Genomic DNA, 25,124 nt, shown 5'->3' on the forward strand with positions numbered 1-25,124 from the left:
TCACCCCGCTACCTTTACGAGAACCGCTACTACGGTTGAAATAAGCGCCCCGACCCAACAGGCCGCAGCGTGTGTAACTCGACTGCTCTTTACCAGTGCCACATGACAAATAGCGTGATGCTGCTCAAGCGCTTCGCGAGCTAGCGCCTGATCGCTCATTTCCAACACAGCGTCGGCAAAGAGTGAACTCTCCGGCTCTCCATATTTCCCGGCCACGTGTGCAAAGAACGTGACCGGCTCGACTGAAGGCTTCGTGTCAAGCTTGATCCGGGGGAATACAACCGAAACTGCTAGCAGAAGCGATATCAGCGCGAGCCCCGACGAGGCATAGACGAATGCCTTCACCCAATGCAACGTGCTGTCCGGCAGCTTTGCGCCAGTCCACACGAAGGCAAGCAACGCGCCATTGATGGCGACGAGAAAGCCGGCTTTCGCGTCAAGTACCGTGATCCACTTCCGTGAAACTTCGGCCATTGCTTGGAACGTCTTGATCTGATCCGCTTCGTTCATCGATGTCGTTGGTATTGCCACTATAAGTGGTAGTATCCTACTCCAAAAAGCACAACATTTAGTGATCCCTTCAGGGTGATGTTCGCAATGACCAGCAACGCGACAAATTAAACACTCTGGCGAGCGTCCGCTAAGCAGACAGGCAAGACACTTAAATGCCCGTTCGGGAGCGCGTGCGAACGGCCGTAACTGGCCAACCACAGCCCGCGGCACGGGGAGGGTCGGTCATTGCGTTGCCGATCCGCTCCAGGTCAAGGGCAAGTTACACTTGAGAGCAGGAATCTGCACCCCACTTACCTCTCGTGAACAAGCGTATCCGCCGCCCTTTGCATCCTCAATGGCCCTTTCCGCCAGGTCGCGATGTCGCTGGTCGCTCCTTCGGAGACCTCGTCGCGCTTCAATATCGCGGCGCGGAAGTGTGGGTCTGGCGATGCCGGTGCGGCCGCCATGTGACTGCCGCGCTGATGAACGTGGAGGGCGGTGAAGTACGTGATTGCGGCTGCCGTGAGCAGCGTCGTGTGTGGCGGTCGCGACCGGGCTCACCTGCTCTGAAGAGCGGCGAGGTTTTCGGCCAATTAACAACGAAGCAGTATGAGGGCGATGGATTGTGGACTTGCCGGTGCGACTGCGGTGCTGAAGTGGCAGTGAGCGCCGGGCGTCTGCGAACGGGCAAGGCGCACTCTTGCGGCAATTGCCTCGTCCGTCCGGCAGACGGAGCGGCATAGCCCGCGTGGCTTGATTGTGCGATTGTCAATGAATAAACCGACGTTGCCGAATGACCGACACTGGCCCGGTCCCGGCCCCGGCCCCACACGACCTTGGGCGGCACGCCCGAGCTCGGGTAGGCTTGGGCGAGAGACTCGAATATGGAGGAGCAAACGTAAGATTTGGCGGGAAGGACACGCATGCTCTGCCTTGGGCGGACCACGCGGATCGTGATCGGCGGCTTCGGCTCATTTGCGCATCCGACCGAGCGTCGACTAATTCGGAGCCTGGAGGTAAATCCGGCAACTCCATGGTAAGCGCCTGTTGACATATTTGAACTGGTGGTTCAGATGACAAGGAACATGTCCGTCGTGCTTTACGTTGTGGTGTTGATAGCCGTTGTCGTTGGCGTAGATTTGCTGTTCTTCAGGAACCGGTTCTGGGAACGGTTGATGGCGAACATCGGCATTGTCCTGGTGTTTGCAGCCTTCTATTTGCGATTTCTGAACAACCCGTAAGCCAGGCGCGGCGGCATTGACCCGGCGCGGCGCTTTCATGAAGGTCCGTTGACCTGAGCAGCGGAGCCACTCGAATGACCAGGCGACGGCGAAGACAAATGACAGCTTGTGGCCGATAGCATCAGTTCGACGAACGTTCTGTAGGGCGGCCGCTGAAATCTTCAACGACCGCTTTCCGGCGGTTGCCGTTAACGCGTACTGCCGGCCACGAACGGCCGTTCGGCGAGCGGGGAACCTTGCCGTTGGAACGGCTGCAGTGCACCGGTAGCTAACCGAGGAGCTACACGCACGATTCGGCCCTTGCCGACGTTGATCGATCGACGCTGTGACGGCCGAACAACGATAACTTCGGTCGCTCGATCAGCGGCGCGTCGGTCTTACTTTCTCGAATGGCTCGATGTGATGCCATGTTACCGTCCACGGTGATCGCAGCGCGCCCCAGAGATTTGATCCCCTTTATAAAAAATGCTTTTCCTGCAGCACTCAGTTAGCAGTGCGGCAAAGATTGATCCGTTTGGCGCGGTTGTTCACATAGGTCTCGTCGAATCGCCACGACTGGCTAGCCGTCAAGAAAACCAATTACAGCCTTTGACGAACTTCGGCATGGAGCTTCACTCAACGCCTGACCAGGCTGTCCATCAGCGAAAGACGTGCCTCGCCATCATTTTCAGCGTGATTTGGACAAGCGCGCACATAGCGCGCAGATACTACCGCACGCAAAGGATGGTGACTTCGCGGTCGAAATCACGGCCATCGGCCAACCCGTGAATGTCAGCGTAGTTGGCTGATGATAGTCGAAGAAGAGACCTGCGCCATCAGCACGGTACGACAGCCCACGTTTGCACCGCAGTCGCGTCACGGCAACCGAAGCCTTGCGGCAGAGAATGTGCGAAGGCGCACATACACCGAGAGACTATTATCATAAGCAACGCGAACGTTAAGGCAACTCCGTTGCGGAACTTCATCGGCGTGACGATGCACCGGCCAGACTGATACCGGTTCGAAGGAGGAGTCGACGCGGCGTCCTTTCAATATTCTCAACGCTTTGATCCCGCCGACTAGCACAGAGTCTCACCAGATTTCCCAACAACTCCCATATGTACTATGCTGAGTCTCGTAGGTCATCCAAGTTCGAGCATGACAATGTGCAAACTATTGCCGATTGGTCTTAGTAGAATTCTTGGTACGAGGGTTCATAATGCCGAAGCCACTGGATGACCTCATCGCTGATTCAATGACCGACTATCTGCGCCGCACAGGAAGCTCGGACACCGTCAAGGTGGAAGCGCCGGCCACGTGGCACCTGTGCACTATCCTAACGGACCACGGCCTTGCGACTAGCGAGTCGACTGGCGTCGCTACGCGGCAGATCGGGCCATTTCGCCTCGCGGTCACCGAGGATTCGCCAAGAGACATCTCAACGCTGATTACAGCCATCATTCCCATCGCGCTCTCGGGAGTGGTGACGAACCATGTGGAACCCATTTCCATTTATACGGCGGCGCTCACCTTCGCGTTCAAGGTGCTTGCTTCGACTTTCTCATCCGGCTGCCTCATCGAGGACTTGCTGGAATGGAAGCTGTTGCTTCGAATCAAGCACGACAATTCCCGTACACCGCCGGTCTATCCGACGCCGGATGTACTTGTCGATGCATTGAATTCCGCTCGATTGGAGCGCCCTGCCTTACTACGCAGCCAGATCTATGCAGCCATGGAGCAACTCAAGGCAAAGAAACCTCTATGGGGTTCAAAAAACGTTTCACTCGTTCAGCAACATGAGAACGGCGGGTTCGAAGCGCTCGCGTGACATTAGATAATGTCCGAATCGTTCACGGTCACCGCGCTGCGTGCGTCGAGCGCCGAACTGCTGTGTGCGCTCCCCGATTCGCCGGATCCCGCAAGTCTGGGAACGGCGTTCCTCGTGCACGTCCGCGATCCCGCGCATACTGCGCGGCACTTCGCAGTGACGGCTCACCACTGTATTGCGGAATCCCACGCGCTCGGGCTTGCAAGCAAGCTCGAGTTGAAGTTTCCCGATAGGGTCATTGCCGTCAAGGATGTAGTCGGTGTGGACTCGTATCTGATCGGTAACGACATTGCCATCCTCGAACTTGCGCAAGACCCGGAGCTTCCGGATCTTCCATGGGCGGCTTACGACCGCGATCACCTCTTGCAGGCCTCATTCCTCGTTCGAGGCTGCGCTTCGGGAATGAGAACGCAGTACTCCAATCTCTGGGGAAAGATCGCCGGGATCGAATTACTTCGCGAGCGGTTGGGAGAGCAGGTGCCAAGGAGCGTGGAGCTTCTCGAACTGTCTGCGGAAGTGTTTTCGCATAACCTGCTACGTGGAATCTCCGGCGCGCCCATCTGCTATTTTCCGCAAGGCGAGAGCACGGGACCCTTGATAGTCGTCGGCATAACGCGAGAAGTCTGTGACCGAAATTTGCCTACCGGAAGGTTCTACGGGACACCGATTCTGAGCGTTGGCGAACTGTCGCGCAAAGCTGGTCTGGAGTTGATCAAACCTCCAATCGAGTCGCGACGTTCGGCGCCGCCCATTTCGAGCGCTGTTGCCGACTTCCCGATTGGGCGCACGGTGTATGTGGAGTCGGTGCGCAGATATGCCAAGAGCTTGATGGAACGGTGGAAGCATAAGACATCGCCTTTGTTGCCCGCGGACGTCGCGCTTCCGTCGATCGCGGTGGACCTTAGCATGAGAGAGCCAGGTTTGGACGGCTCGGGGTATACCGCCGGCTATCAACGCGATGTGTACCCGCTTAGTCTTAGGCAGAAATTTAAGCTGCGGCAGTTGATCGGAGAGCAGTCGACAATTCGACGTATGCACATCCTTGGAGATCCCGGAAGCGGCAAGACCACTCTTCTTCAGATGGAGGCCGCGCGCATCGCAGCAGACGCGATAGAGCACGGCGACAAATTGCCAATCCTCCTGTCGCTCGCCGAGTTCGAAGCCGACGTGCAACGTGACCCGCGCTGGTCGTTGAAGCATTACGTGGAGTCGTACGCAGGCAAGCTGGGAATCGCCGATCTATGGAGTCCGATTTCCGAGTCGGTTGAACAGGGCCGTATCATACTGCTGCTAGACGGTGCCGACGAGGTTTCTGACGCGAACCGCGATGAGATCGTCGAACGCCTTCTCGGCGTAATCGGAGCGAGTGAGGGAAACGCAGCCGTGATCACGTCGCGCAAGGTGGGCTTTCGAAGAATGGGCGATTTTCCGGTTTTCGAGATTGCACCGCTCAGAATCGAACAGCAGCGAGAGTTGCTGCTCCAGATTTGCGGTGCGGCTCAATGCGCCGAGCTTCTGCGCAATATCTCCGGCAGCGCGGAGCTTCGCGATCTTGCCAGCGTGCCTCTGACCTTATCTGTGCTTGGCTTGCTGGCAAGAGAATTACAGAACGGCGACGGCTTCGCGTGGGAGAAGCGATCTCAACTTTTGGGCACCGCGTCCGAACTTCTGTTGGAGGGCAGGCACCGCAATGGGAAGGGTGTGAAAAGCCCTGAACTCGCTCAAACGATATTGGCGAGATTGAGTTTCGATGTGCACGCCGCAGTTCAGGCTAACGCTGCTCGTGAAGTATATCCTTCTCGGCGTCTAGAGGCATCGATCGAAGCAGTGTCGGCAAACGAACTTGCCTGTGGTCGGTGGACCGGCCCCAAGGATTTCATTCTCGACGTGTCGCGCAACACCGGCCTCCTCGTTCCAGTGGACAGCCTGCGACGCAGTTATTCCTATCTGCACCGCGGCTTCAGGGAATACTTCTGCGCCCACATGCTGAGCCTGATGCACGAGGATGCCGTCGACGACTTCGTGCAGCAACACGTTGAGGACCCGCAATGGTCCGAAGTGTTTACGCTCTTCGCAGGCCTGACCGACCGACCCACGCACCATCTCGCGGCGCTCGCCAACGGGCCGGTCGGTCTTGCCTTTCGTGCGCTGGCGGAAGTCGAGCGTATCGACCCCGACGTAGCGCTGGCGATACTGCAAGTGGGTGAATACGAAGATCTGAGAGAGCGCAGAGCGATTTTCCGGCGGCTCGAAACCATGTTCGATTCGGTCAAGGTGCTCACGTTGCTGAGTTCGTACTTAGATTCCGCGCGAGAAAAGATGCCACGTGCCGATCTGTACTTCATCCAATTAATCGCGGAGCAGTCGTCTACAGCCGAAGGCCATTCATTAGCGGCGCGCTTGTTCGAACATTTACCCAAGCCGCCGCACGACCTCTTTAGCGGCCAGGATTTCAGCAAGCCTGAGATGGACTACTGGTGCGACGTTCCTGCCGGACCATTCGTGCTAGGCGCCGCCGAAGACGATCCGCTCAAGCCGCCGTGGGTTCCCTGCAGTGTCGAGTCCCAGCTTCCGCACTTCAGAATTGGGCGAATGCTGGTCACGAATCGTATGTATCGCCTCTTTGATGCAAACCACGGCTATCCACAGTCGTTTCTCGAATCGACATCGCCACAGGCGCTCGAAGATCACCCGGTCGTCAATGTAAGCTGGTACGAAGCGAACCTGTTTTGCCAATGGGCATCACAGACAGGCATGTGTGTCCGACTACCGACAGAAATCGAATGGGAGAAGGCGGCCAGTTGGGATGATCTACACAAAGTGAAATACAGGTATCCGTGGGGCGACGACTGGCATGCGGATCGGTTGAATTCATGGCAGGAAGGGCCGAACATGACGACGCCCGTGGGACTCTATCTCTCGGGGGCAGCGCCTTGCGGTGCCATGGACATGGCGGGTAACGTCTGGGAGTGGTGCAACAACTGGTTCATCGAAGGAGACGAACTGACCGAACTCGTACGTTCAGGCGGAGACTTTCCAAATTTTGAGGATTCCGGAGTACATCGAAGGGTTGACAGGGGAGGGGGCTGGTATCACGATGTGGGAAATCCGGCGACATTTCTTCGCGCAGCCGATGATCCAGCGGACCGGTTTGCACATTGCGGCTTCCGCTTGGTCATGGATCAATCTCTTTCCCTTCCAGGCGCTGCAAGCGCTTCCATTCCTACGCATCAGGCAAGTTAAAAGGAGATCACAGATGGACGTCTACTCTGGCTGGGAGCGCTACTATCAGGATGCGGAGTCGGCCGACGCATGGAAGGAAGATGCGGAAGAAGCTGTCGAGCAATTGCAGCGTCGTACGAAGTCGGTTCGTATGGCCCACGTGGCTGATCTCGGTTGTGGAGATGGACGCAATACATGGCCGTGGCTGCGCGAATCGACGAGTGTGACTTGCATCGATCTGTCGACAACCGCATTACGGAGAATTGCGTTGCGCTGCGAATCGGAAGGACTCGCGTCGCCGACTTTGCTCGAGTGCGATATCTGTGCCACTCCACTCGCACCGCTTCAATTCGACGTCGTCCAGTGTTACGACGCTTTGCCCCAAGTCGATCGTCCGGAGCAGGCGCTCAAGGAAGCGGCACGCATTCTTAAGATCGGCGGCATCTTGGGGTTCAACGTATTTACCGCAAACGATAGCGCATTTGGGTTAGGGACCAAGATCGACGAAAGGTCGTTCGTGTTCAAGGACACACTCTTTCGTTTCTTCTCAGAAGAGGACATGCGATTGATGCTTCCCGACGGGATGAACGTCATCTCGTGCGAATGCAGACGATGGACTGACCCGCCGCATATTCCGTTTCGTCCTTGGGTGCATGATCACGAAGCGCTTTTCTACGTTTGTGAGCGTGTGCGTTAGAAAACCCACACAGTTATTGACTTTCCAATTCAATCGTCCGGTGACGAATCTATGTATTCCATCTTCGCTTTTGTCGCAGCCGACAAGCCGTTTGGCATTGTCGCAAATGCACTCGCACACGCCTCCGTTGGGCTTGCGGTCAAGATGCGACGGCTCAATATAGCGCCTGAGTTCCTAGATGCGTCGCAGGATGCGACGATCAACGCGTCGGCGACTGGTGGCGGGGTAAAGGTGCGTGCTTGTTCGCAGGCCGAGATTCGCCGATATCGCGAAGAAGCCGTTCGCGCGAATCTCCCGTTCGTCGACTTCGTCGACACGATGACAGGCGATACCTACGTCGAGCAACTGGAAAAGACCAAGACTCGCGCGGAAAGGGAGCTGCAATACTACAGCCTCGTCGTGGTAGGACCCGAATCGCAATTCCCGGAAATCTGACTAATTTGCGCAAGACGCACGGAGGCGCCGATGACTATCGCATCGACAACGCACAAGTTCACTATCGCGCTCAGGAAAGGCGCAGATGAGACGGTATTGCTCGAATCGGTTGCAGTTGCCGCACTCAGACTGGGTTTCAGGGCAAGCGAAGAAGATGCGGAAAGCATGAGCTTTCTCGCTTTTATCGACGCAGACGGCAACGCGCACGACTACATTTCCGCCCTTTCCCTAATCGTGATGAAAGGAAAGGCTAGCGAACTGAGGCAATTTCGGTCCGCTGCCGCTGAAAGGGGCGTTCACGTCACCAATGGAAAGCTAGCGGCTCAGGAAGACGCGCGTGGATCCACGCCCGCTACGCTGCAACATTCCGACTTTCAGACGGTTATCGTTTTCGGCGCAAAGGAAGTGGTCAATCCAATGACCAGCAAGATGTCGCTTTGGAGGTAGTCGCCGCCAATCAAACGAACCTCGTACCGGTTCGCTCTAGGAAACCGAAACATGGAAGCTTCCGCCATCGCGAGCAGTCTCGGTGTCGAGAACGTCGAGACCGTCATCATCGCCGCCGTCGATATGCAAGGGCGCTTATTCGGAAAGCGGGTGCCGGCCGGCGAGTACCTGCGGGTGCGCGAAACGGGTGTAAATATTTCCTCGTGCGCCCTAGGATGGGATCTCTCACAATCCGTCGGCCTCAAGGTAGACCTGACCGGCTACCACACGGGCTGGAACGACTTTAAGCTCGTTCCAGACGTTGCGACGTTGCGCCGGCTCGACTGGCTGAACAAGACTGCACTGGTCTTTGCCGACATCGTCGAAATCAGTACCGGAGCCGCGGTGCGCGTTTCGCCGCGATCAATTCTTCGACGCGAAGTCGACGCATGCGCGAAGAATGAGTTATATCCCAAAGTTGGGACGGAACTCGAGTTCTTTCTTTTCAAGTCACGCTATGAGGAAGTCCGCGCCCGCTCTTATCGTGGACTCACTCCAACCACGCAGGCGCGCTCTCAGGACCTAATCAACCGAGAAACGAACGCGGTCGAGCCGTTTTTCGAGCGTCTGCGTGGTGCCTTGATCCGCAGCGGTGTCGATGTGGCATTTTCAGAGTCTGAATGGGGTTATGGTCAATGGGAGGTCAATCTCCTGCATCATGATCCATTGCAGATGGCGGATCGCCAACTCCTTCTTAAACTGGCGGTCAAGGATATCGCCGACGAATTCGGGCTGAGTGCCACCTTCATGGCAAAGCCCCATTCTCACGACGTAGGATCCTCATGTCACGTTCATTGCTCGATGGAAGACGCAAGAGGCCGCAATCTGTTCGCTTCCGACGAAGCAGATCTCGCTCGCCGCAGGACGCTTCAAGGCGCGCTCGGCGGAGTCTTAAGGTACATGGATGAACTGATGGTGTGGTATGCGCCGACTATAAACGCTTATCGCCGGACAGCCAGCCAGCAATTCGCCGGACATGGGAAGACATGGGGAATCGACAATCGAACCGTTACATGTCGAGTGTGTGGGGAGACTGGGCACTCGAGCAGGTTTGAGTTCCGCGTACCCGGCTCGGATGTCAATCCCTACTTGGCGCTGGCAGGCCTGGTTGCGTCAGCGCGTCAAGGAATCTCCGATAACTTGGAGGCCGGTCCGCCGATTCACGGAGATGGTTACAAGGAAGCTGGGCCGAGCCGAACCCCGCAATCGCTCCGCGACGCCGTTGCTCTGTTCGAGTCTAGCAACTTCAATTTAACAACTTTCGGTGAGGACGTCGTCCGTCACTACGCCGCCCATGCGATGTTCGAGGTCGAGCAATTCGCCACGGCTGTCACGGATTGGGAACGTGAACGCTATTTCGAGGGCGTATAAATCGACGATCCGCTCTCAATGCGCCCTTTCGCGCGAAATGCTAACGTTGCAATGAAATAGCAAGAGGCGAGACATGTTCGTGAAGGATATCGGTACGACTGCCTACCACCCTCACGGCATCCTTGACGCGATCGGCAATACACCGCTGGTTCGGCTGGGTTGCCTCAGCGCCGACGTCGGGCATGAACTCCATGGCAAGCTGGAAGGCATGAATCCGGGCGGCAGCGCGAAGGATCGGGCCGCGATGCGCATGATTCTGCGCGCGTTGGAGCGAGGCGATATTGCGCCGGGCGGGATGGTCATCGAATCCAGTTCGGGCAACATGGGCATCGGCCTCGCCTATGTCTGCCATGTCCTGAAGCTTCGCTTCACGTGCGTGACCGACGAGCGAACCACGCTGACGAACCGGCGACTGATCGCACTCTATGGAGCGAATCTGGAGGTCATCAATCAGGAGGACTGCTCTTCTTGCAGCCTGTTGGAGCGGCGGTTGCAACGCGTTCAAGAGTTGCTCGAGGAAAACCCGGGGAGCTTCTGGCCAAATCAATATGCCAATCCGGACAATGCCGCCGCCCATCGGGACACGATGAGAGAAATTGTAAGCGCGCTCGGCGGCGCCCCTGATTATTTGTTCTGCGCCGTGAGCACCTGTGGCACGTTGAAGGGCTGCATGGATTACATTGCGGAGCACGGTCTTGCTACGCAAGTCATCGCCGTTGATTCCGTGGCAAGCGCCATCTTCGGGGCAGTCGTGGGAAATCGTCTGATTCCGGGGATGGGGGCCGCTATCGTCCCGCCGCTTTGTCTATCGACCACAAAGCCTTATTGCATTCGCGTTTCGGATAAGGAAATCGTGCGAGGATGCGAGAGCGCGCTAGCCAAAGAAGGCTTACTCGTAGGCGGTTCATCGGGTGCCGTCATTGCCGCTTACCTCGCGCATGCGTCGTCCGTCCCTCAAGGCGCGAGGTGCGTGCTCATCTTTCCAGATCGAGGTGAGCGTTACCTGGACTCGGTCTTTTGCGACGAATGGTTGCGGGCCAATGGCCTGACCGGCTAGCTTACCATTGAAAATCATGAATCCGAGTTCGATCCGATTGCTGTCTTCGTCCGACGTAGAAAATGCGCTTCACGGTCAGGAAGCTCGCCTGATCGATACGGTGAGCCGTGCCTACGACTTGCACGCGTCAGGTGCCAGTTCCCTTCCGCACTCCACTTTCCTTCGCATGCCGGATAACACCCGGGACCGGATCATTGCGCTCCCCGCCTATCTAGGCGGTGAGTTCGACGTAGCTGGCATAAAATGGATCGCGTCCTTTCCGGGCAACGTCGAGAAGGATGTAGCAAGGGCATCGGCCGTTATTATCCTCAACGATATGGACACTGGGTTTCCCTTTGCCATCATGGAGGGGGGAACAATTAGCGCGAAGAGAACTGCAGCGAGCGCGGCCCTGGCCGCGAAGCTTCTGTCCGACGCTGCAAAGCAGATATCGCTAGGCTTCATCGGATGCGGGAGGATCAATCGCGAGGTGGCGAGCTTCTTGAGGACCGTCTTCGGTCGTGTCAATGAAATCCGCGCATTTGATTCCCGGCCTAATGCTTGCCATGGTTTCCTCGACGATCTACAGGGGCTCTATCGAAATAGTAGTTTCGTTGCCGCAAGGAGCGTCGGCGAGATTTTGAGCTCGACCGATCTCATTGCCATCGCGACCACCGCGTCTCAGCCGCATATATCCGACCTCTCTCGCTGCAAAGAGGGCGCGGTCATCTTGCACCTTTCCTTAAGAGACATCACACCTGATGCCATCCTGCGTTCGAGAAACATCGTTGATGACACCAATCACGTTTCGCGCGAGCAGACGTCTATTCATCTGGCAGAAATGCAGTGTGGTCACCGGCAGTTCATACATGGAACGATTGCCGACTTAATTCACAGCAATCCGGAGGTGCATTCCGGCAGAAAATTTCCCGTGGCTATATTCAGTCCCTTCGGTCTCGGCGTTCTTGATCTTGCTTCCGCTTGTCTCGCTCTCGAACTCGCCGAAGAGAAAGGACTCGTGTCTCAAGTCGGATTCTTCTAGCTCCGGCTATGCTTGAGCCCTTATGGGTCGTGCATCGACGCACAGCGGGCCCACTTCTTCGAGCGCAACGGCGAGAACGAAGCGGAACCGTCAATCGATGAACTTCGGCAACCGCCGAATGCCGTCCCGGGGAAGCCGGCTTGGATGACCGGACCGCTTCGTTAGCTGCCTCTGGGCCCCTGACAATGCGACCGTCGGCAGTGGGTCGGAAGACTCATTCATTGACGATGAGAAGTGCCAATCGCCGACGCCGGTTTGCGAATGGCAGCAAATTAACTATCAGCCGACGCACCGCTCCCTATCGCCGAACGTCAGCAACATGCCCTGAGGCGGTCCGTCAAGTGATTTGGGTCATTTCAGGAGACGCCGCGTGCGCAAGCAGCGGGGAGCCACGTTTCCTCAACGCGTTCAGATAGGTGCTCTCATCATAGACTCGGCCAGTTTGCCAGCATCGGTAAAGGACGCGTATCCATTTGAATGCCAGTGCCGTCACCGCAGCCTGGTGCGAAGCTCCCTTGGCGCGCTGCTGGCGATAGTAGGCGCCGGCCCAAAACGATTTGTTGACCGTCTGGTCGGCCCATTCGACAAACGTCTGGCGCAAGAATCTCGGACATTGCCAGCGCCAATGCACCCAGCTTTTCTTGCCACTGCGCTCGGTGACGGGTGCGATGCCGGCATACTGCTGTAACTCATGCGCGCTGTGAAAGCGTTCGCGTTGCTTGCCGAACGCCACGAGCAGGCGCGGCGTCAGATGCGGCCCCGCGCCTGGAAGCGACTCAAACAGTGCGAAGTCAGGTAGTGTCGGAGCTAGCGCTGCGATCTCTTTATCGAACATGTCGATGGCTGCGAGTGTGGTTCGCAACTGTGCGACCAATGCTAGCGAATGCAGCCGATAGGGCGTGATGATTCCGGCGTCATCGGTAAGTTAGAGAACGACAATTATCTTGGCCGGTCCTTTGACAGTTACCTTGGCCGGTGGTGAGGAGTCGAAGGCGGCGTAGCCGCCGGAGACGACGAACTACCGGCGGCGCCGGAGTAGCGGGGTTTTACGATGGCTGATCGCGTCGAACAAGAAGCGAACAGTCATGCCTGGAACCTACGTGACGGACCAGCAGGTCCGACTCTATATGAGCAAGCGCAAACATCACACTCAAGAAGTCGCCGCGGCGATGGCGGGCATGAGCGTTCGCACGGCCCGGCGCATCGAGCATGACGGCCGTCTGCCGTCGCAGAAGCCATCGCGCGCGTGGCGTACACGTCACGATCCGTTCGCGGAAGTCTGGGAGGGCGAGGTCGTGCCATTGCTGCGCCACGCGCCCCGGCTCAAGGCCATCACGCTGCTGTGCAAGCTGCAGGAGGCGCATCCCGGCCTCTTCCCTGACAGCATGCGGCGCACGCTCGAGCGGCGCGTCAGCCAATGGCGCGCACTCGAGGGCCCTGGCAAGGAGATCTTCTTCCCGCAGCAGCACTTGCCCGGCGTGCAGGGGCTCTCGGACTTCACCGACATGCGGGATCTGCGCGTGACGGTCGCCGGCGCGCCCCTCGATCACCGGCTCTATCACTTCGTGCTCGCGTTCTCGCACTGGGAATACGCCTATGTCGTCGAAGGTGGCGAGAGCTTCGAGGCCCTCTCCACCGGATTACAGAACGCGCTGTGGCAGGCCGGCGGCTGCCCGCATGAGCATCGCACCGACAGCCTATCGGCAGCGTTCAAGAATTTGCAGACTGAAGAGGACTTCACGGCTCGCTATGACGCACTGCTGGTGCATTACGGCATGGCCGGCACGCGCAATAACGTCGGTGTGGCCCATGAGAACGGTAGTGTGGAATCCTCGCACCGCCATCTGAAGGAGGCGATCGACCAGGCGCTGATGCTGCGTGGCCATCGCGACTTCGACGATCGTGCTGCCTATGAGGCGTTTGTTCGCGACGTCGTCATGCGCCGTAACCGTCGCAACGCAGCGGCGTTTAACGCTGAGCGCGAACATTTGCAGGATCTGCCCGCACATCGCACGACCGACTTCATCGAAGAGGAAGCACGCGTGACACGCTGTGGCACCTTCACCGTGCGGGGCATTCTCTACAGCGCGCCGTCGCGCCTGATTGGCCACCGTCTGAAGGTGCGCGTCTATGCCGATCACCTCGACTGCTATCTGTCCGGCGCGCTCGTGCACAACACAGCACGGGGCTCGCATGCGGCCAATAGCCGCCGTCGCAAGCTCGACTACCGGCACTTCATCGAGGCGCTCAAGCGCAAGCCCCAGGCGTTCAAGGGGCTGGCGTTTCGCGACGACTTGTTCCCGCGCGAGGCGTACCGCCGGACGTGGGAGCGGCTCGAGGCTCGGCTCACGCAGCGCGAAGCCTGCAAGATCATGGTCGGCTTGCTGGAACTGGCCGCGAATCCCGGAGTCGAGGCCGTTCTTGCTGAGCGGCTCGAGGCGTTGCTCGCCGCCGGTGAGCTGCCCGATCTCGAGCAACTACAGAATGAATTTGCGCTGCGGCAGGCGCAGTGCCCAGACGTGGCTGTCGACATGCCGACGGCAGCTCTCTACGACACGCTGCTTGGCGAGGAGGTATCGGTATGAACGCGCCCGCAACCTACGATGCCGCCCGTATGGGGCTGATGCTCACCGAGCTGCGCTTGCCGACGATCGCGCGGCTATGGGCTGAGTTCACTCAGCGCTCCGACAAGGAAGGCTGGCCATCGACGCGCCTGCTCGGCGCGCTGCTCGAGCACGAACTGGCCGAGCGCGCGAAACGGCGCATCGAGCGGCATCGCGTCGAATCGCATCTGGACCCAGGCAAGACGCTCGAGGCCTTCGACTTCGGCTTGGTACCGATGGTGTCCAAGGCACATGTAATGGCGCTCGCGAGCGGCGACTCGTGGCTCGAGAAAGGCGCCACGATCCTGCTGTTTGGTCCACCGGGTGCCGGGAAGAGCCATTTAGGCTCCGGCATTGGTCATGCGCTGATCGACGCCGGGTACCGGGTGCTGTTCACACGCACTGGCGAAATCGTGCAGAAGCTGCAGGCGGCACGCCAAAGCCTGCAGTTGCCATCGATGCTTGCCAAGCTCGATCACTTCGATCTGATCATCCTGGACGACCTGTCGTACGTCAGAAAGGACCAGGCCGAAACGAGCGTGCTGTTCGAATTGATCGCGGAAAGATACGAGCGTCGAAGCCTTCTCATCACGGCCAACGCCGCGTTCTCCGGCTGGAATGATGTCTTCCCCGATCCCTCAATGACGGTCGCCGCCATCGACCGACTGGTCCATCACTCGACGATCTTCGAGCTGAACGTGGAAAGCTACCGGCGTCGCAGTGCCGACGACAACAAGCGCGCGCGGCGGCGTCAATTACCCCACCCCGAATCGGAAGGAGCGACAACTATGCCGAGCTGAGCAGCGACAACTAACCCCGCCGACCGGCCAAGATAGTTGTCGCCCGGGCGGCCATCGTAATTGACAATCTACAGCGCCTTTTCCGGCAGTTCGTTCGCCGATGGCAGCTTGGGGCCCTTGAGCGTGACTGTGACCTCGACGGGCGCATGCGGATCGATATCGCGAATCCTGATCGCGTTGTGAGGCAACGGCCGACGGCTACCGGGCAGTTCGACGTGACTGTTGGACATGTTTTCCTCCAATAGGAATCCATCGGTCGCACGGACGCTATGTCGGCGACATGATGGAAGGTGGCGCGCGCATCGCCGACACTGCATCGCGATCGATCCGTCGCGCTCCAATCGATACGGGATGGTGGGGATGGGGGGCAGTCGGATGCTTTCGCGGCATGGCCATGCGGCAATACGTCGAGCGAAGGGGAATCAACTAGATCGAGCGCATAGGCGTACCTCGACACGAACCAGGCAGGCTGCCACCATGGGCGACGGTTGACCGAACTGTCGAATCGTTACAGGATCGCCCACCCGTGGTATCGGATGGACATGACTCGAAACGTCGCACACCAATGGTAAGACGCGCGGCATCGAGTCAAATTGGAAATACGGCGACACGTTTTTCGAGCGGCACTTTCATCTTCGGGTTGCTTGAATGTCGCGATAAAAAAGGAGCCCACCTGGCGTTTGCAGATGACGCAGGCAACGCGCGGTCGCTGTTTGGCCGGCGCGCGAAACCGCCTCCTTTCGAAGAACCTTGCCGGCTCATCGTTTGAAACTGGCATGTATCGAGCTTTTACATCAAACCCGGAATTCTGCAGATCCTGCACGATTCGTTCTGCTTCCGCTTCATCGCTCCGGTTGAAGAAGTGAAGCTCACTGTGACTAATGAAGTTCCATTTGACTGCGCCAAAAGGCTGAACACTCACGTCAAGATCAGGGTTTGCCTTCAGCACGCTACCAATCCGATTCGCTTCATCGAAACGCGACTGATCCAGATAGTAGACCGACACTTCCGGCTGAACGTCGCTCGCCGGCGTTCTGTCCAGGGGTTGGTTCGAGGCCCCGCCGGAGACCACCATCGCAGCGGTCCCGGCGCTCGTCTTCGCTGCCGCGTTGTAATGTGGCGGTCGCCGCGGTGCACTAGTTTCCTCGGGCGGAGTCGCGGCAGTCGCAGTGGGCGAATTCGACGGACGCGTTTTACTTGCCACTATCGACGAAGCCGGCGTGGTAGAGCCGGTCACTTCATCCGGGGCCCGTGATTTTGCCAATAACGCTCTATTTGCCGACACGCTCCTGTAGCCCGCGACGCCTGCCGCTACGCACGTCACGAGCAGCACCCAATAGGCCCGCTTGAATAGATCCTTTCGAATTCCACCCATTCTGACCTCAGAACTACGACGCGCCCGCTTAATAGCCAGTCCGATCGGAGAGTCGAAAAGACGAGGCCGAAGAGGGGGGCTACCCCGACGACTACCGCGATCATCCCAATCCACGTCGCGGTCGGGTTGGGGAGCGCGCCAAACCATACCGAGACCACGCCTGCAAAAATTAGCCCAGCAACGGTCGATGAACTCCAATAGATCCGGTTCGCGTTACGCCATGCGCGGGCACATCGAGGCAGGTCGAGTCGATCATCGGCACTCAAGCTGTCGGCCTCGAGCTGGTGACGGGCAAGTACACGTCTCTCCCAGATATCGACAGGGGGGGCGTGGCGGAGGCAACGCGCGGCCGCTGCCGGCGTGACTCTCTGGTGCGGACGGCCGCACGATGGTTCCGTCAGCAACGTGTGGCTGGGATGCAAGTGGCTCCCGCTTGTAATCGAGATCGACCAGGCATGTCATCATCGCATCATGGACATCGCGGTCGCGCTCGCTGCTCATACGATCGCGTAACAGTTTCCTCGCAGCGCCGCGAAGCGATTCCCGCCTCGCAACCAGGTCCTCCAGTTCCGCAACGGCTTCGAACCGGGTTTTCCAGTCCGGGCTCTCGAACCGCGCCAACAGGTCGCCCGGAAGGCTGGGCGGTTGGGCGGAAGGATTGTGTGCGATCACCATCTCCCCGGAATTGCGCTTGACGTATCGCTGAGGCGTCATGGCGGCGCCCGACTGCCGAGCGCGGCGCAGGAGATACGCGTAGAGATCGTCGAGTGTAATAACGTGCTTGTCCGGAGCTGCTTCGCCTCGTCCAAGTCCGTCCACGAGCCAGGACGTGAAGCGCGAAAGCGCGGGTTGCTCGCCCGCATCGTCGCGATGGGTACTGTCCGAATCTAGCGCGTACTGCAGCGCATTCGTCGCCATGAGCACGTAGTGGCCTTCGGCCCCCTCCCCGGGGTCGAAGGTTTGATCGGTGATGGGCGCGGCCGTCCCCTTGGCACCCTCGGCGAAAACTCCGCTATGGCAGCAGTCCAGCACGACCACCAGCCTGCCGGCACGAGAATGCTCCATCATCTCGCGGACTTCCGACGATGGCAGGCTGCGAGCACGTGGTCTCGCTGCAAGCGTCCCACCTGTGGCGAGGAACAGGCAGTTGCCCTTATCCACGATTCCGTGCCCGGAGTAGTACAGCAATACCATGTCGCAGGGACGGCGGTCTTCCAGTAGTGCGGACACCTTGTCCCGGATCACAAGGAGATCTTCGTCGATGCTGGTGACTACCTCGTCGAATCCGCCGCGCGCGGGGTCCGCGAGGACGACCCTGAGTGCCTCGACGTCGGATTTAGGCGCCCGTAATCCACAGAGTTGTGGATCGGAGAACCGGGTGACCCCTATCAGTAGCGCGTGCGCGCTCACGGTACTAGTCCGGAGGCCGCAGCCGCCTGGCCAACTTAGCCACCTCATCCGGCGTGACCCTTCGAGGATCAAAGCTGACCTCAGTGGTATCGCGTGTCACTTTTATGGTAAATGGCGGCTGCCCGGGGCGGGATGCAATAGCCCGAGTGATCTCCAGCACCCCCGTGATGGCTTCAGCCGGTAGCCCCGCTACGATGCTGCCGACCACTTCGATGAAGCCCTTCGCTCCTTCTGGAACCCGTTCTGGCACCGCATCAACGCGGTCGACTTTTCGAAGCTGAATTAGGGAACGCTAATCAATGGACCAACTGCCCAAGTTGCAGGCGAGATGGCGTCGAATTGTCTGGATGACGAAGCGAATCGACGCTCAATTCAGGTGAATTGGGCGCGTAAACGAGCCTCCCTGCACCCATTTTTCATGCGCATGACGGATTGCTCCCATGGACCGATCGCAACAGATTTCGCGCAATCACCAGATTCGCGAGAGCGAACAGGCTGAACAGTTGTGCGGTGTTCTTGGCCAAGCCCTTGTATCGTGTCTTGCGATGGTGAAACAGGTTCTTGACGATATGAAACGGATGCTCAACCCGCGAACGGATCTGCGCCTTGGTTCGCTCAAGCGCGATCACCAGGTCCTTCAGCGCTCCCTCCTGCATCGCCTTGATCTTTCCCCGCTTGGCAGCGACGTGCCACTTCACGGCCTTGCCCGCCATTTCCTCGCGCTTGTCGACGCCTATGTAGCCCGCATCGGCGAACACCTGCTCCTCGTGTCCGTGCAGCAGGGCATGCGCTTGCGATACATCCGACACGTTGGCTGCCGTGCCAACCACACTGTGAATCAGGCCCGAATCGGCATCGACTCCCACGTGGGCTTTCATCCCAAAGTGCCATTCGTTTCCCTTCTTCGTTTGATGCATTTCCGGGTCACGACTCTTCCGGGCGTTCTTGGTCGACGGCGGCGCTTCAATTATCGTCGCGTCAACCAGCGTGCCTTCCTTCATCATCAGCCCACGCTCGCACAGCGAGATGCCAATCTCGTCGAACAACTTCCGTGTCAGTTCGTGTTCGATCAGCAGGCGCCGGAACTTCAACAGCGTGGTTGCATCAGGCACGTTCTCGACTGCCAGATCGATGCCGGCGAAGGCTCGCAGCGCGATGCTGTCATACAGCGCGTCTTCCAGTCCTTCGTCCGACAGCCCGTACCACTGTTGCAGGAAGTAGATTCGAAGCATTCGCTCCAGGCCAATCGGCGGGCGGCCTCGCTTGCCCTTCGGATAGTGCGGCTCGATTGCCAACAGCAAACGCTGCCACGGAACGACCTTCTCCATCTCGGCCAGGAAGCGTTGGCGCCTCGTCACTCGCTTCTTGCCTGCAACTTCCGCTTCCGCGAAGCCGATCTGCCTCGTCATCATTGTGAGTCTGTTCCGTGAGTTATCTTCTATAACGTCCTCAGCTACGCCAGCGATGACCACCGAGCCGAACAAATCAGCGTTTCCTTAGCGCTTCAGCCAGTTCGCGCGATAAGGCGGACACTTCCCGCTCCGTCATCTCTTCGCCGATGATGTCAAGCCGGATCTCCATGGTTAGCCGCCTCAAAGGAGTACAACCATCATCAAACCCGGTCTTACCGCAGAGGGACATCTGAGCTTGCCCGTAAAAAATGGATCCCTTGCTGAGTGTGTAAAACTCACGCGAGGAGGAAGGAAAGATGGGTAATCCGAGAGCACGGTACACGCAGGAATTCATGATAGAAGCCGTGCGCATGGTCCGCGGCGGCCAGAGCATGGCGGCGGTGGCAAAGATACTGGGCATCAGCCCGAAGACGCTGCACAACTGGGTTAAGGCCGATGCCGCGGGCAAGCTGAACGGCGCAGGCAAGCAGGTTTCTCCCGAACAGATGGAGATTGCCCGGCTGCGCGCGGAGTTGGCACGCGTGAAGATGGAGCGCGACATATTGGAAAAAGCCACGGCGTACTTCGCAAAGGTGTCGGATTGAAGTACGCCTGGATTGAACTTCACAGCCGACAATGGCCGGTTTCCCTGACCTGCCAGGTGCTGGGTGTCAGCCCCAGCGGTTACCATGCCCGCAAGGCCCGGGACGTCGATACGGAGCGTCCGCGCCGACGTATCAGCAACGACGCCCTGCTGGTCCACATCAAGGCCGTGCACGCTGAATCCAAAGGCGAGTACGGCTGGCCGCGGGTGTGGAAGAAGCTGCTTGCCCAGGGCATTCGCGTCAGCAAGGATCGTGTCCAGCGGCTCATGAAGCTGCATGGCATCAAGGCGAAGACCAAACGCCGCTTCAAGGCCACCACCGACAGCAACCACAACCTGCCGGTCGCGCCGAACCTGCTGCAACGCGATTTCTCGCCTGCTCGCCCCGATCAGGCCTGGAGTACGGACATCACGTACCTCTGGACTGACGAGGGCTGGCTGTACCTTACGGTCATCTTCGACCTGTTCAGACAGTATGACTTCCCGTGAGGTGGAAGGCTGGCCCGGCGTGTGGAATCAAACGCGGGTTAGCATGACTGCCAGAGCCGCACGGTGTGGACAGGGCCACACCCGGCGATTTCCGTCACGGAGGCCAGCAATGGGAAACGATAGCACAGTGTATGTAGGGCTTGATGTCCACAAGGACTCGATCGCGGTCGCCTATGCGGTGGGGATGGGCGAAGTCGAGCAACCGGGCAGGATCGGAACGACGAAGACCGATATCGACCGGTTGTGCAAACGTCTGCAGTGCAAAGGACGACAGGTGCGCGTGGTCTATGAAGCCGGGCCATGCGGTTATGGGCTTTACCGGGAACTGGTTCAGAAAGGATTTGACTGCATGGTGTGTGCGCCGTCGCTGATTCCAAAAAAGCCCGGTGACCGCGTCAAGACGGACCGGCGTGACGCGATCAAGCTGGTGCGCGGACTGCGCGCGGGTGACCTCTCAGCGGTGTATGTGCCGGGCGTTGAAGATGAAGCATTCCGCGATCTGGCCCGCGCATGGGCGGCCGCGAAAGCCGATCTGCGGCAGGCACGGCAAAGACTGAAGTCATTCCTGCTCGCGCACGGTAAAGGTTATACCGGTACCGCTAATTGGGGACCGGCGCACCGGCGATGGATCAGTTCATTCTCGTTTCCCTGTCACTGGCAGCAAGTGGCCTTCGACGAACACCGCCGCACGATCGAGGAGAGGCTTGCGCAATGTGCACGTCTCGAGGCTGCCCTGCGCGAGGCCGTGATCGAATGGCGGTTCTATCCGGCCGTGCTGGGCCTTCAGGCCATGCGCGGCGTACAGTTCACCACTGCGATCGGAATGCTATCGGAGCTTGGGGACTTGTCACGCTTCGAGCATCCGCGCCAGCTGATGGCATGGCTGGGCGTCACACCTTCTGAATACTCCTCCGGGGAGCGGCGGCGTCAGGGAAGCATTACGAAAACCGGCAACAGTTATGCCCGCAAACTGCTAGTCGAGGCCGCCTGGAGCTACCGCTTTCCCGCACGTATGAGTACAGATATCCAGCGCCGGCAAGAAGGCCTCCCCAAGCCCATCATCGATCGCGCCTGGGACGCACAGCTGCGGCTGTGCCGGCGATATCGCAAAATGACAATGCGCGGCAAGAATGCGAACATTGCTGTGGTTGCCGTGGCCCGTGAACTCGCGGGATTCATCTGGGACATTGGCCGACTGTCAATCTCACTGGCTGTGCCGGGCGGTGCACAGGGGGCAACACAACAGGTTCACCCTGCCGGCCACTGAAGAACAGCAATCCGAAGGAGTTTCCTGAAGGCGGCGTAGCCCGGCACCCGAGCAACCCGCGCCCCGGCTGTGCAACGGATGTCATCCGATTTGCGGCTTCAGATAGCGGCAGGCTCATTGGGCGGACCACTGTAATGCGGTAACCAACCCGCGGATATCAGGGTGATCCACCGTCGAGACTTACTGCTACGTCGCCCTCAGGAAATTCAGAAACCGAAAACCGATCCCCTATTGACACGGGAAGTCATATCAGCCGTCAGGTGGTGGGTTGGTCGATGCAGCCACACATGCGCACGGAGCTGGTGTCTGACGCGCTGCGTATGGCGTGGTTTCGCCGCCGGCCGGAAGCGGGCCTGATCGTCCATAGCGACAGGGGTAGCCAGTATTGCAGTCATGACTTCCAGGACCTCCTTAAGGGCTACGGCATGCGCAGATCGATGAGCCGTCGAGGAAATTGTTGGGACAACGCGCCGACCGAAAGCCTGTGGGGATCGCTCAAGCGAGCACGCATCCTTGGCCAGCGCTTTGCAACGCGTCGCGAAGCGATGGACGAGGTAATCGACTGGTTGAGCTTCTACAAGTGCGTTTCATACTGCCCAACCTCGCTATGTTGTTGATAAATCTAGAGAGCCCTGTTGTGTCGTTGGTATTGTGGGGTGTCCACGCCGTGCGCGAGCCCGTCCGACGAGTTCGGTAACTGCGTCCCCGGTAAGCGAATTGCGATTGAAGATCCATGGCCCGTTGGGTAACGGATGTTCGGCGGGGATCTTGTTGCGCTCAACTGCGAGCCTGAGCGTTCCGGGGCTCACACCGATGAACGCCGATGCCTCGGTCAACGTCATCCATCCTTCAGCAGCACGTCGTTCGCTCGAATAGACCGGGATCTGATGGTGGCTGCGCAACGCGGTGACTCGCTCCTGGGTCCAGAAGTTACCCCGGCCGGTTCGCAGGTCATTGCGATTGAGTACGCCGGCGATCACCAGATCCGGACAGATACGGACAAGCTGGCGCACGGCATCAATTGCTTCACGTGACGTATGCGTAGTGTTCTCTCCGCGGCGCCGCCGCGGCACGCGAATCTCGGTATGTACTCCGCCCTTCCAGTGAATGACGAGCACGATTTCGCTCGTTGCGTCGTCAACGTCAACGACGACTTCGTGGATCAGGGTGCGCACTATGCGCTTCTTCAGGCGGGCGTCGGCCTGCGGCCAGATCGATTCCAATGCAGTGGCAAGATCGGCAAACTCCTCTGGCTGGGTAGGCGGTATCTGGCCGGATGTGCCCGACTGTTGCTCGATACGCGATTCCAGTTCCTCTACGCGTAGTAGCGCATGATTCCAGCGCCGCTCCAGTTCGTCGGCGACAAGCCGGTTCTCGGGGTCAGCAGCATCGTACTGTTTCTGCGCGCGTTGCGCGGCGTAGCGTGCAGCCTGAAGATCCCGCTGCAACGCGGCCAGCACTTCGTCCTGCTTCAGGGTCTCTTCTTCGCGCGCCACGATTGCTGCCTCAATTGCCGCCGGTTGAACGACCTGCAAGACCGCCTCGGCGATGGCCGCGTCCGCGCGTGTGCCACCGAACGCAATACAACGCGGTTGCCCCTTGTCCATCCAGCCGCGATGACAGCTATAGCGCAAGGCGTCGTGCCTGTTACCCGTGTAGTGTAGCGTCAGCTTGCTCGCGCAGCGCCTGCAGCGCAACAGTCCCGCCAGCAGGGCCTCACCGTTCTTCGGGGCGCCAGCGTGTCCGGCCAGACGCAGGTTGCCGCTAATGGCACACTGGATCCGTTCGAATTCGTCCCAGTCAACGTACCCTTCGTGGGCATTCGGAATGAGCGCAAGCCACTGATCCCGTGGTTTGCGGCGATCACGTTTGCGTGGTTCCCCAGCCTCGTAATGGATCGCGCATTCGGTCTTGCCGTAGGCATACGTGCCACCGTAGATCGGGTTGGTCAGGATCCGGTACACCGTGCCGTAGCTCGGCCGTTTCCATTGGATTTCGCCGCGCGGCATGCATGCCGGCAACTGCAGGCCGTGCTCCAGGAACCATAACAACGTCTGACGCACCGAACCAATCGCGCCGAACTGGCGGAATACCGAGCGGATGGCGTCCTGCACGCGCAAATCCGGATCCTTCTCCAGGCGCTGGTCTTCGGTCTTGCAGTAACCCACCGGCGCCGCGACAATGAGTTCGCCCCGTTTGGCCTTCTCCCGACGAGCTTCGAGCGAACGCTGACGCAAGAGATCCAGCTCGTATTCGTTCAGGCTGCCCTTCAAGCCGAGCAGCAAACGATCGTTGCTCTGCCGTGGTGAGTAGACGGTCTCCTGATCGACGAGCACCGTGTCGACGACGCGGCACACCTCAACCAGTTGCTGCCACTCGCGACTGTTGCGCGCGAATCGTGAAACCTCGCGAGCGGCAACTGCGCCGACGTGCCCAAGACAGACCTCTGCGACCATCCGTTCGAAGCCCGTGCGCGTTTGCGTTCCGGCCGCAGAGCGTCCCAGATCCTCGTCGATCACCTCGATCTCGTTCCAGCCCAACTGATGCAGACGATCCTGCATCGCATACTGCAGCTTCTGGCTCTCCAGATTGTGGCTGACCTGATAGGCCGACGACTGGCGCACGTACAGCATGGCCTTGCGCGCCAGATGCTGCGCCCGAATCTTGTCACTCATCGCGCACCTCCGGCTCGTGTACGGCGGCGAGCAGCCCGCGACGGTGTTGCCGCAGCAGTTGCGCCAGCAAACGCACCGTCTGCTGCCGGACCTCCTGCGGCAGGCGCGCCCATTGTGGTGTCTTCGGAAAGGGACGGAACAGGTCGAGTTGACCGCCCGGTTGGGGGTTTGTCTGGCGTCGCATCAGCACCTCCTGTACGGAGCAAAGGATGGTGCTCGGCTTGTACCATACCGCGCGGCTTGGCAGCAGGCGCCTGCGCCAGCAGGTACTTCAGTTCCCTCAATGCTTCACAGCTGACGGCGGGAGACGTTGCCGAGGTAATGCGACAGCAGGCAACGGGATCGAACATCCATTGCGGCACCTCCAGCAAGCCTGCCGTGTCGAACGGCTCTCGCCCACAGCGCAACACTGACTCGGCGTTCTTCCTCTCTATCGTGGTGAAAATCCATACCGTGTGCCCGTACCACGGATGCCAGCGGTAGAGAACCTCCTTTGATTCGCTGATATGGGCGTTGTGTTGACGGCTTGTACAATCATTCGCGCTTGCACTCGACGTTGGGCTACGTCAGCCCGATGCAATTCGAGCAGGACTGGCACGCCGCCCAGAACCAACGGGTGGCATAATCTCCGCTCAGTTAAGGGATCCAAAATTCGCGGGCAACGTCAATCCGGGCTGTCTG

Annotated in this window: 19 protein-coding genes and 3 pseudogenes; 13 read left to right on the forward strand and 9 right to left on the reverse strand. The window is 59.0% G+C overall.

Annotated elements, in window-relative coordinates; translation table 11 throughout:
- Together OKW37_RS28000 and OKW37_RS28005 are read right to left on the reverse strand one after the other, a co-directional pair.
- Positions 1–510: a hypothetical protein gene (locus tag OKW37_RS28000; protein WP_429402840.1), complete on the reverse strand. Its 510-nt coding sequence runs from the start codon at positions 508–510 to the stop codon at positions 1–3.
- Between the two features lie 980 nt (positions 511–1,490).
- A complete protein-coding gene (locus tag OKW37_RS28005) occupies positions 1,491–1,898 on the reverse strand; it encodes a hypothetical protein (protein ID WP_429402841.1) in 408 nt (135 codons plus the stop codon).
- A 1,033-nt stretch (positions 1,899–2,931) separates the two neighbouring features.
- Between OKW37_RS28005 and OKW37_RS28010 the strand changes: the two genes are divergently transcribed.
- The 8 genes from OKW37_RS28010 to sbnB all read left to right on the forward strand — a co-directional run bounded on the left by OKW37_RS28010 (position 2,932) and on the right by sbnB (position 11,829).
- Positions 2,932–3,540, forward strand: coding sequence for a hypothetical protein (locus OKW37_RS28010; protein WP_429402842.1), 609 nt, complete (start codon positions 2,932–2,934; stop codon positions 3,538–3,540).
- A 9-nt stretch (positions 3,541–3,549) separates the two neighbouring features.
- Entirely contained in the window at positions 3,550–6,783 is a 3,234-nt protein-coding gene (locus OKW37_RS28015; RefSeq protein ID WP_429402843.1) for an SUMF1/EgtB/PvdO family nonheme iron enzyme, read from the forward strand.
- A 13-nt stretch (positions 6,784–6,796) separates the two neighbouring features.
- Positions 6,797–7,459, forward strand: coding sequence for a class I SAM-dependent methyltransferase (locus OKW37_RS28020; protein ID WP_429402844.1), 663 nt, complete (start codon positions 6,797–6,799; stop codon positions 7,457–7,459).
- A 51-nt stretch (positions 7,460–7,510) separates the two neighbouring features.
- Positions 7,511–7,894: a DUF2000 family protein gene (locus OKW37_RS28025; RefSeq protein ID WP_429402845.1), complete on the forward strand. Its 384-nt coding sequence runs from the start codon at positions 7,511–7,513 to the stop codon at positions 7,892–7,894.
- Between the two features lie 30 nt (positions 7,895–7,924).
- Positions 7,925–8,341, forward strand: a complete 417-nt coding sequence (locus tag OKW37_RS28030; RefSeq protein ID WP_429402846.1) for a DUF2000 family protein — start codon at positions 7,925–7,927, stop codon at positions 8,339–8,341.
- Positions 8,342–8,392: 51 nt separating this feature from the next.
- Positions 8,393–9,751 (forward strand): glutamine synthetase family protein, encoded by a 1,359-nt coding sequence (locus OKW37_RS28035; protein WP_429402847.1) that lies wholly within the window; start codon positions 8,393–8,395, stop codon positions 9,749–9,751.
- 73 nt (positions 9,752–9,824) lie between these two features.
- Entirely contained in the window at positions 9,825–10,808 is a 984-nt protein-coding gene (gene sbnA / locus OKW37_RS28040; RefSeq protein ID WP_429402848.1) for a 2,3-diaminopropionate biosynthesis protein SbnA, read from the forward strand.
- A gap of 16 nt (positions 10,809–10,824) precedes the next feature.
- Positions 10,825–11,829, forward strand: coding sequence for a 2,3-diaminopropionate biosynthesis protein SbnB (gene sbnB / locus OKW37_RS28045; protein WP_429402849.1), 1,005 nt, complete (start codon positions 10,825–10,827; stop codon positions 11,827–11,829).
- Between the two features lie 337 nt (positions 11,830–12,166).
- On the opposite strand, the pseudogene OKW37_RS28050 reads toward sbnB, so the two are convergent.
- Positions 12,167–12,754, reverse strand: a pseudogene (locus OKW37_RS28050) (transposase); the annotation flags it as partial.
- A gap of 160 nt (positions 12,755–12,914) precedes the next feature.
- Between OKW37_RS28050 and istA the strand changes: the two are divergent.
- Both istA and istB read left to right on the forward strand, forming a co-directional pair.
- Positions 12,915–14,414: an IS21 family transposase gene (gene istA, locus OKW37_RS28055; RefSeq protein ID WP_429402850.1), complete on the forward strand. Its 1,500-nt coding sequence runs from the start codon at positions 12,915–12,917 to the stop codon at positions 14,412–14,414.
- Positions 14,411–15,232 carry an IS21-like element helper ATPase IstB gene (gene istB, locus OKW37_RS28060; protein ID WP_429402851.1) on the forward strand — a complete coding sequence of 274 codons (822 nt, stop codon included), beginning with the start codon at positions 14,411–14,413 and terminating at the stop codon, positions 15,230–15,232. Before istA ends, istB begins: the two co-directional genes overlap by 4 nt.
- A 68-nt stretch (positions 15,233–15,300) precedes the next feature.
- Here the strand turns inward: istB and OKW37_RS28065 are convergent, their stop codons facing one another.
- The 4 genes from OKW37_RS28065 to OKW37_RS28080 form a co-directional block, all read right to left on the reverse strand.
- Positions 15,301–15,462, reverse strand: coding sequence for a hypothetical protein (locus OKW37_RS28065; RefSeq protein ID WP_429402852.1), 162 nt, complete (start codon positions 15,460–15,462; stop codon positions 15,301–15,303).
- 278 nt (positions 15,463–15,740) lie between these two features.
- The gene (locus tag OKW37_RS28070; RefSeq protein ID WP_429402853.1) at positions 15,741–16,307 is read right to left on the reverse strand and encodes a hypothetical protein; all 567 of its coding nucleotides are present in this window, start codon (positions 16,305–16,307) and stop codon (positions 15,741–15,743) included.
- A 552-nt stretch (positions 16,308–16,859) separates the two neighbouring features.
- Complete coding sequence (locus OKW37_RS28075; protein WP_429402854.1) at positions 16,860–18,017, reverse strand: caspase family protein; 1,158 nt, start codon at positions 18,015–18,017, stop codon at positions 16,860–16,862.
- Between the two features lie 416 nt (positions 18,018–18,433).
- Positions 18,434–19,426, reverse strand: a complete 993-nt coding sequence (locus tag OKW37_RS28080) for an IS5 family transposase (protein ID WP_429404301.1) — start codon at positions 19,424–19,426, stop codon at positions 18,434–18,436.
- A gap of 299 nt (positions 19,427–19,725) precedes the next feature.
- On the opposite strand from OKW37_RS28080, the pseudogene OKW37_RS28085 reads away from it, so the two are divergent.
- From OKW37_RS28085 to OKW37_RS28095, 3 genes and pseudogenes are all read left to right on the forward strand, one after another.
- Positions 19,726–20,480: pseudogene (locus OKW37_RS28085) on the forward strand (IS3 family transposase); the annotation flags it as partial.
- A gap of 130 nt (positions 20,481–20,610) precedes the next feature.
- Complete coding sequence (locus OKW37_RS28090) at positions 20,611–21,768, forward strand: IS110 family transposase (protein WP_429402855.1); 1,158 nt, start codon at positions 20,611–20,613, stop codon at positions 21,766–21,768.
- Positions 21,769–22,019: 251 nt separating this feature from the next.
- Positions 22,020–22,346, forward strand: a pseudogene (locus OKW37_RS28095) (DDE-type integrase/transposase/recombinase); the annotation flags it as partial.
- 27 nt (positions 22,347–22,373) lie between these two features.
- On the opposite strand, the gene OKW37_RS28100 reads toward OKW37_RS28095, so the two are convergent.
- Together OKW37_RS28100 and OKW37_RS28105 are read right to left on the reverse strand one after the other, a co-directional pair.
- Positions 22,374–24,443: a recombinase family protein gene (locus tag OKW37_RS28100; protein ID WP_429402249.1), complete on the reverse strand. Its 2,070-nt coding sequence runs from the start codon at positions 24,441–24,443 to the stop codon at positions 22,374–22,376.
- Positions 24,436–24,627, reverse strand: a complete 192-nt coding sequence (locus OKW37_RS28105; RefSeq protein ID WP_429401213.1) for a hypothetical protein — start codon at positions 24,625–24,627, stop codon at positions 24,436–24,438. Before OKW37_RS28105 ends, OKW37_RS28100 begins: the two co-directional genes overlap by 8 nt.
- Positions 24,628–25,124: the final 497 nt, after the last annotated feature.

Origin of the sequence: Paraburkholderia sp. MM5482-R2 (assembly GCF_050436125.1) — a bacterium.
In the GTDB taxonomy this organism is placed as follows: domain Bacteria; phylum Pseudomonadota; class Gammaproteobacteria; order Burkholderiales; family Burkholderiaceae; genus Paraburkholderia; species Paraburkholderia tuberum.

Excerpts from the sequence above, each read along its gene's own strand:
- OKW37_RS28000 (WP_429402840.1), bottom strand. The coding sequence starts at position 510 with ATGAACGAAGCGGATCAGATCAAGACGTTCCAAGCAATGGCCGAAGTT.
- OKW37_RS28010 (WP_429402842.1), top strand. The coding sequence starts at position 2,932 with ATGCCGAAGCCACTGGATGACCTCATCGCTGATTCAATGACCGACTAT.
- OKW37_RS28015 (WP_429402843.1), top strand. The coding sequence starts at position 3,550 with ATGTCCGAATCGTTCACGGTCACCGCGCTGCGTGCGTCGAGCGCCGAA.
- OKW37_RS28020 (WP_429402844.1), top strand. The coding sequence starts at position 6,797 with ATGGACGTCTACTCTGGCTGGGAGCGCTACTATCAGGATGCGGAGTCG.
- OKW37_RS28025 (WP_429402845.1), top strand. The coding sequence starts at position 7,511 with ATGTATTCCATCTTCGCTTTTGTCGCAGCCGACAAGCCGTTTGGCATT.
- OKW37_RS28030 (WP_429402846.1), top strand. The coding sequence starts at position 7,925 with ATGACTATCGCATCGACAACGCACAAGTTCACTATCGCGCTCAGGAAA.
- OKW37_RS28035 (WP_429402847.1), top strand. The coding sequence starts at position 8,393 with ATGGAAGCTTCCGCCATCGCGAGCAGTCTCGGTGTCGAGAACGTCGAG.
- sbnA (WP_429402848.1), top strand. The coding sequence starts at position 9,825 with ATGTTCGTGAAGGATATCGGTACGACTGCCTACCACCCTCACGGCATC.
- sbnB (WP_429402849.1), top strand. The coding sequence starts at position 10,825 with ATGAATCCGAGTTCGATCCGATTGCTGTCTTCGTCCGACGTAGAAAAT.
- istA (WP_429402850.1), top strand. The coding sequence starts at position 12,915 with ATGCCTGGAACCTACGTGACGGACCAGCAGGTCCGACTCTATATGAGC.
- istB (WP_429402851.1), top strand. The coding sequence starts at position 14,411 with ATGAACGCGCCCGCAACCTACGATGCCGCCCGTATGGGGCTGATGCTC.
- OKW37_RS28065 (WP_429402852.1), bottom strand. The coding sequence starts at position 15,462 with ATGTCCAACAGTCACGTCGAACTGCCCGGTAGCCGTCGGCCGTTGCCT.
- OKW37_RS28070 (WP_429402853.1), bottom strand. The coding sequence starts at position 16,307 with ATGGTGGTCTCCGGCGGGGCCTCGAACCAACCCCTGGACAGAACGCCG.
- OKW37_RS28080 (WP_429404301.1), bottom strand. The coding sequence starts at position 19,426 with ATGACGAGGCAGATCGGCTTCGCGGAAGCGGAAGTTGCAGGCAAGAAG.
- OKW37_RS28090 (WP_429402855.1), top strand. The coding sequence starts at position 20,611 with ATGGGAAACGATAGCACAGTGTATGTAGGGCTTGATGTCCACAAGGAC.
- OKW37_RS28100 (WP_429402249.1), bottom strand. The coding sequence starts at position 24,443 with ATGAGTGACAAGATTCGGGCGCAGCATCTGGCGCGCAAGGCCATGCTG.
- OKW37_RS28105 (WP_429401213.1), bottom strand. The coding sequence starts at position 24,627 with ATGCGACGCCAGACAAACCCCCAACCGGGCGGTCAACTCGACCTGTTC.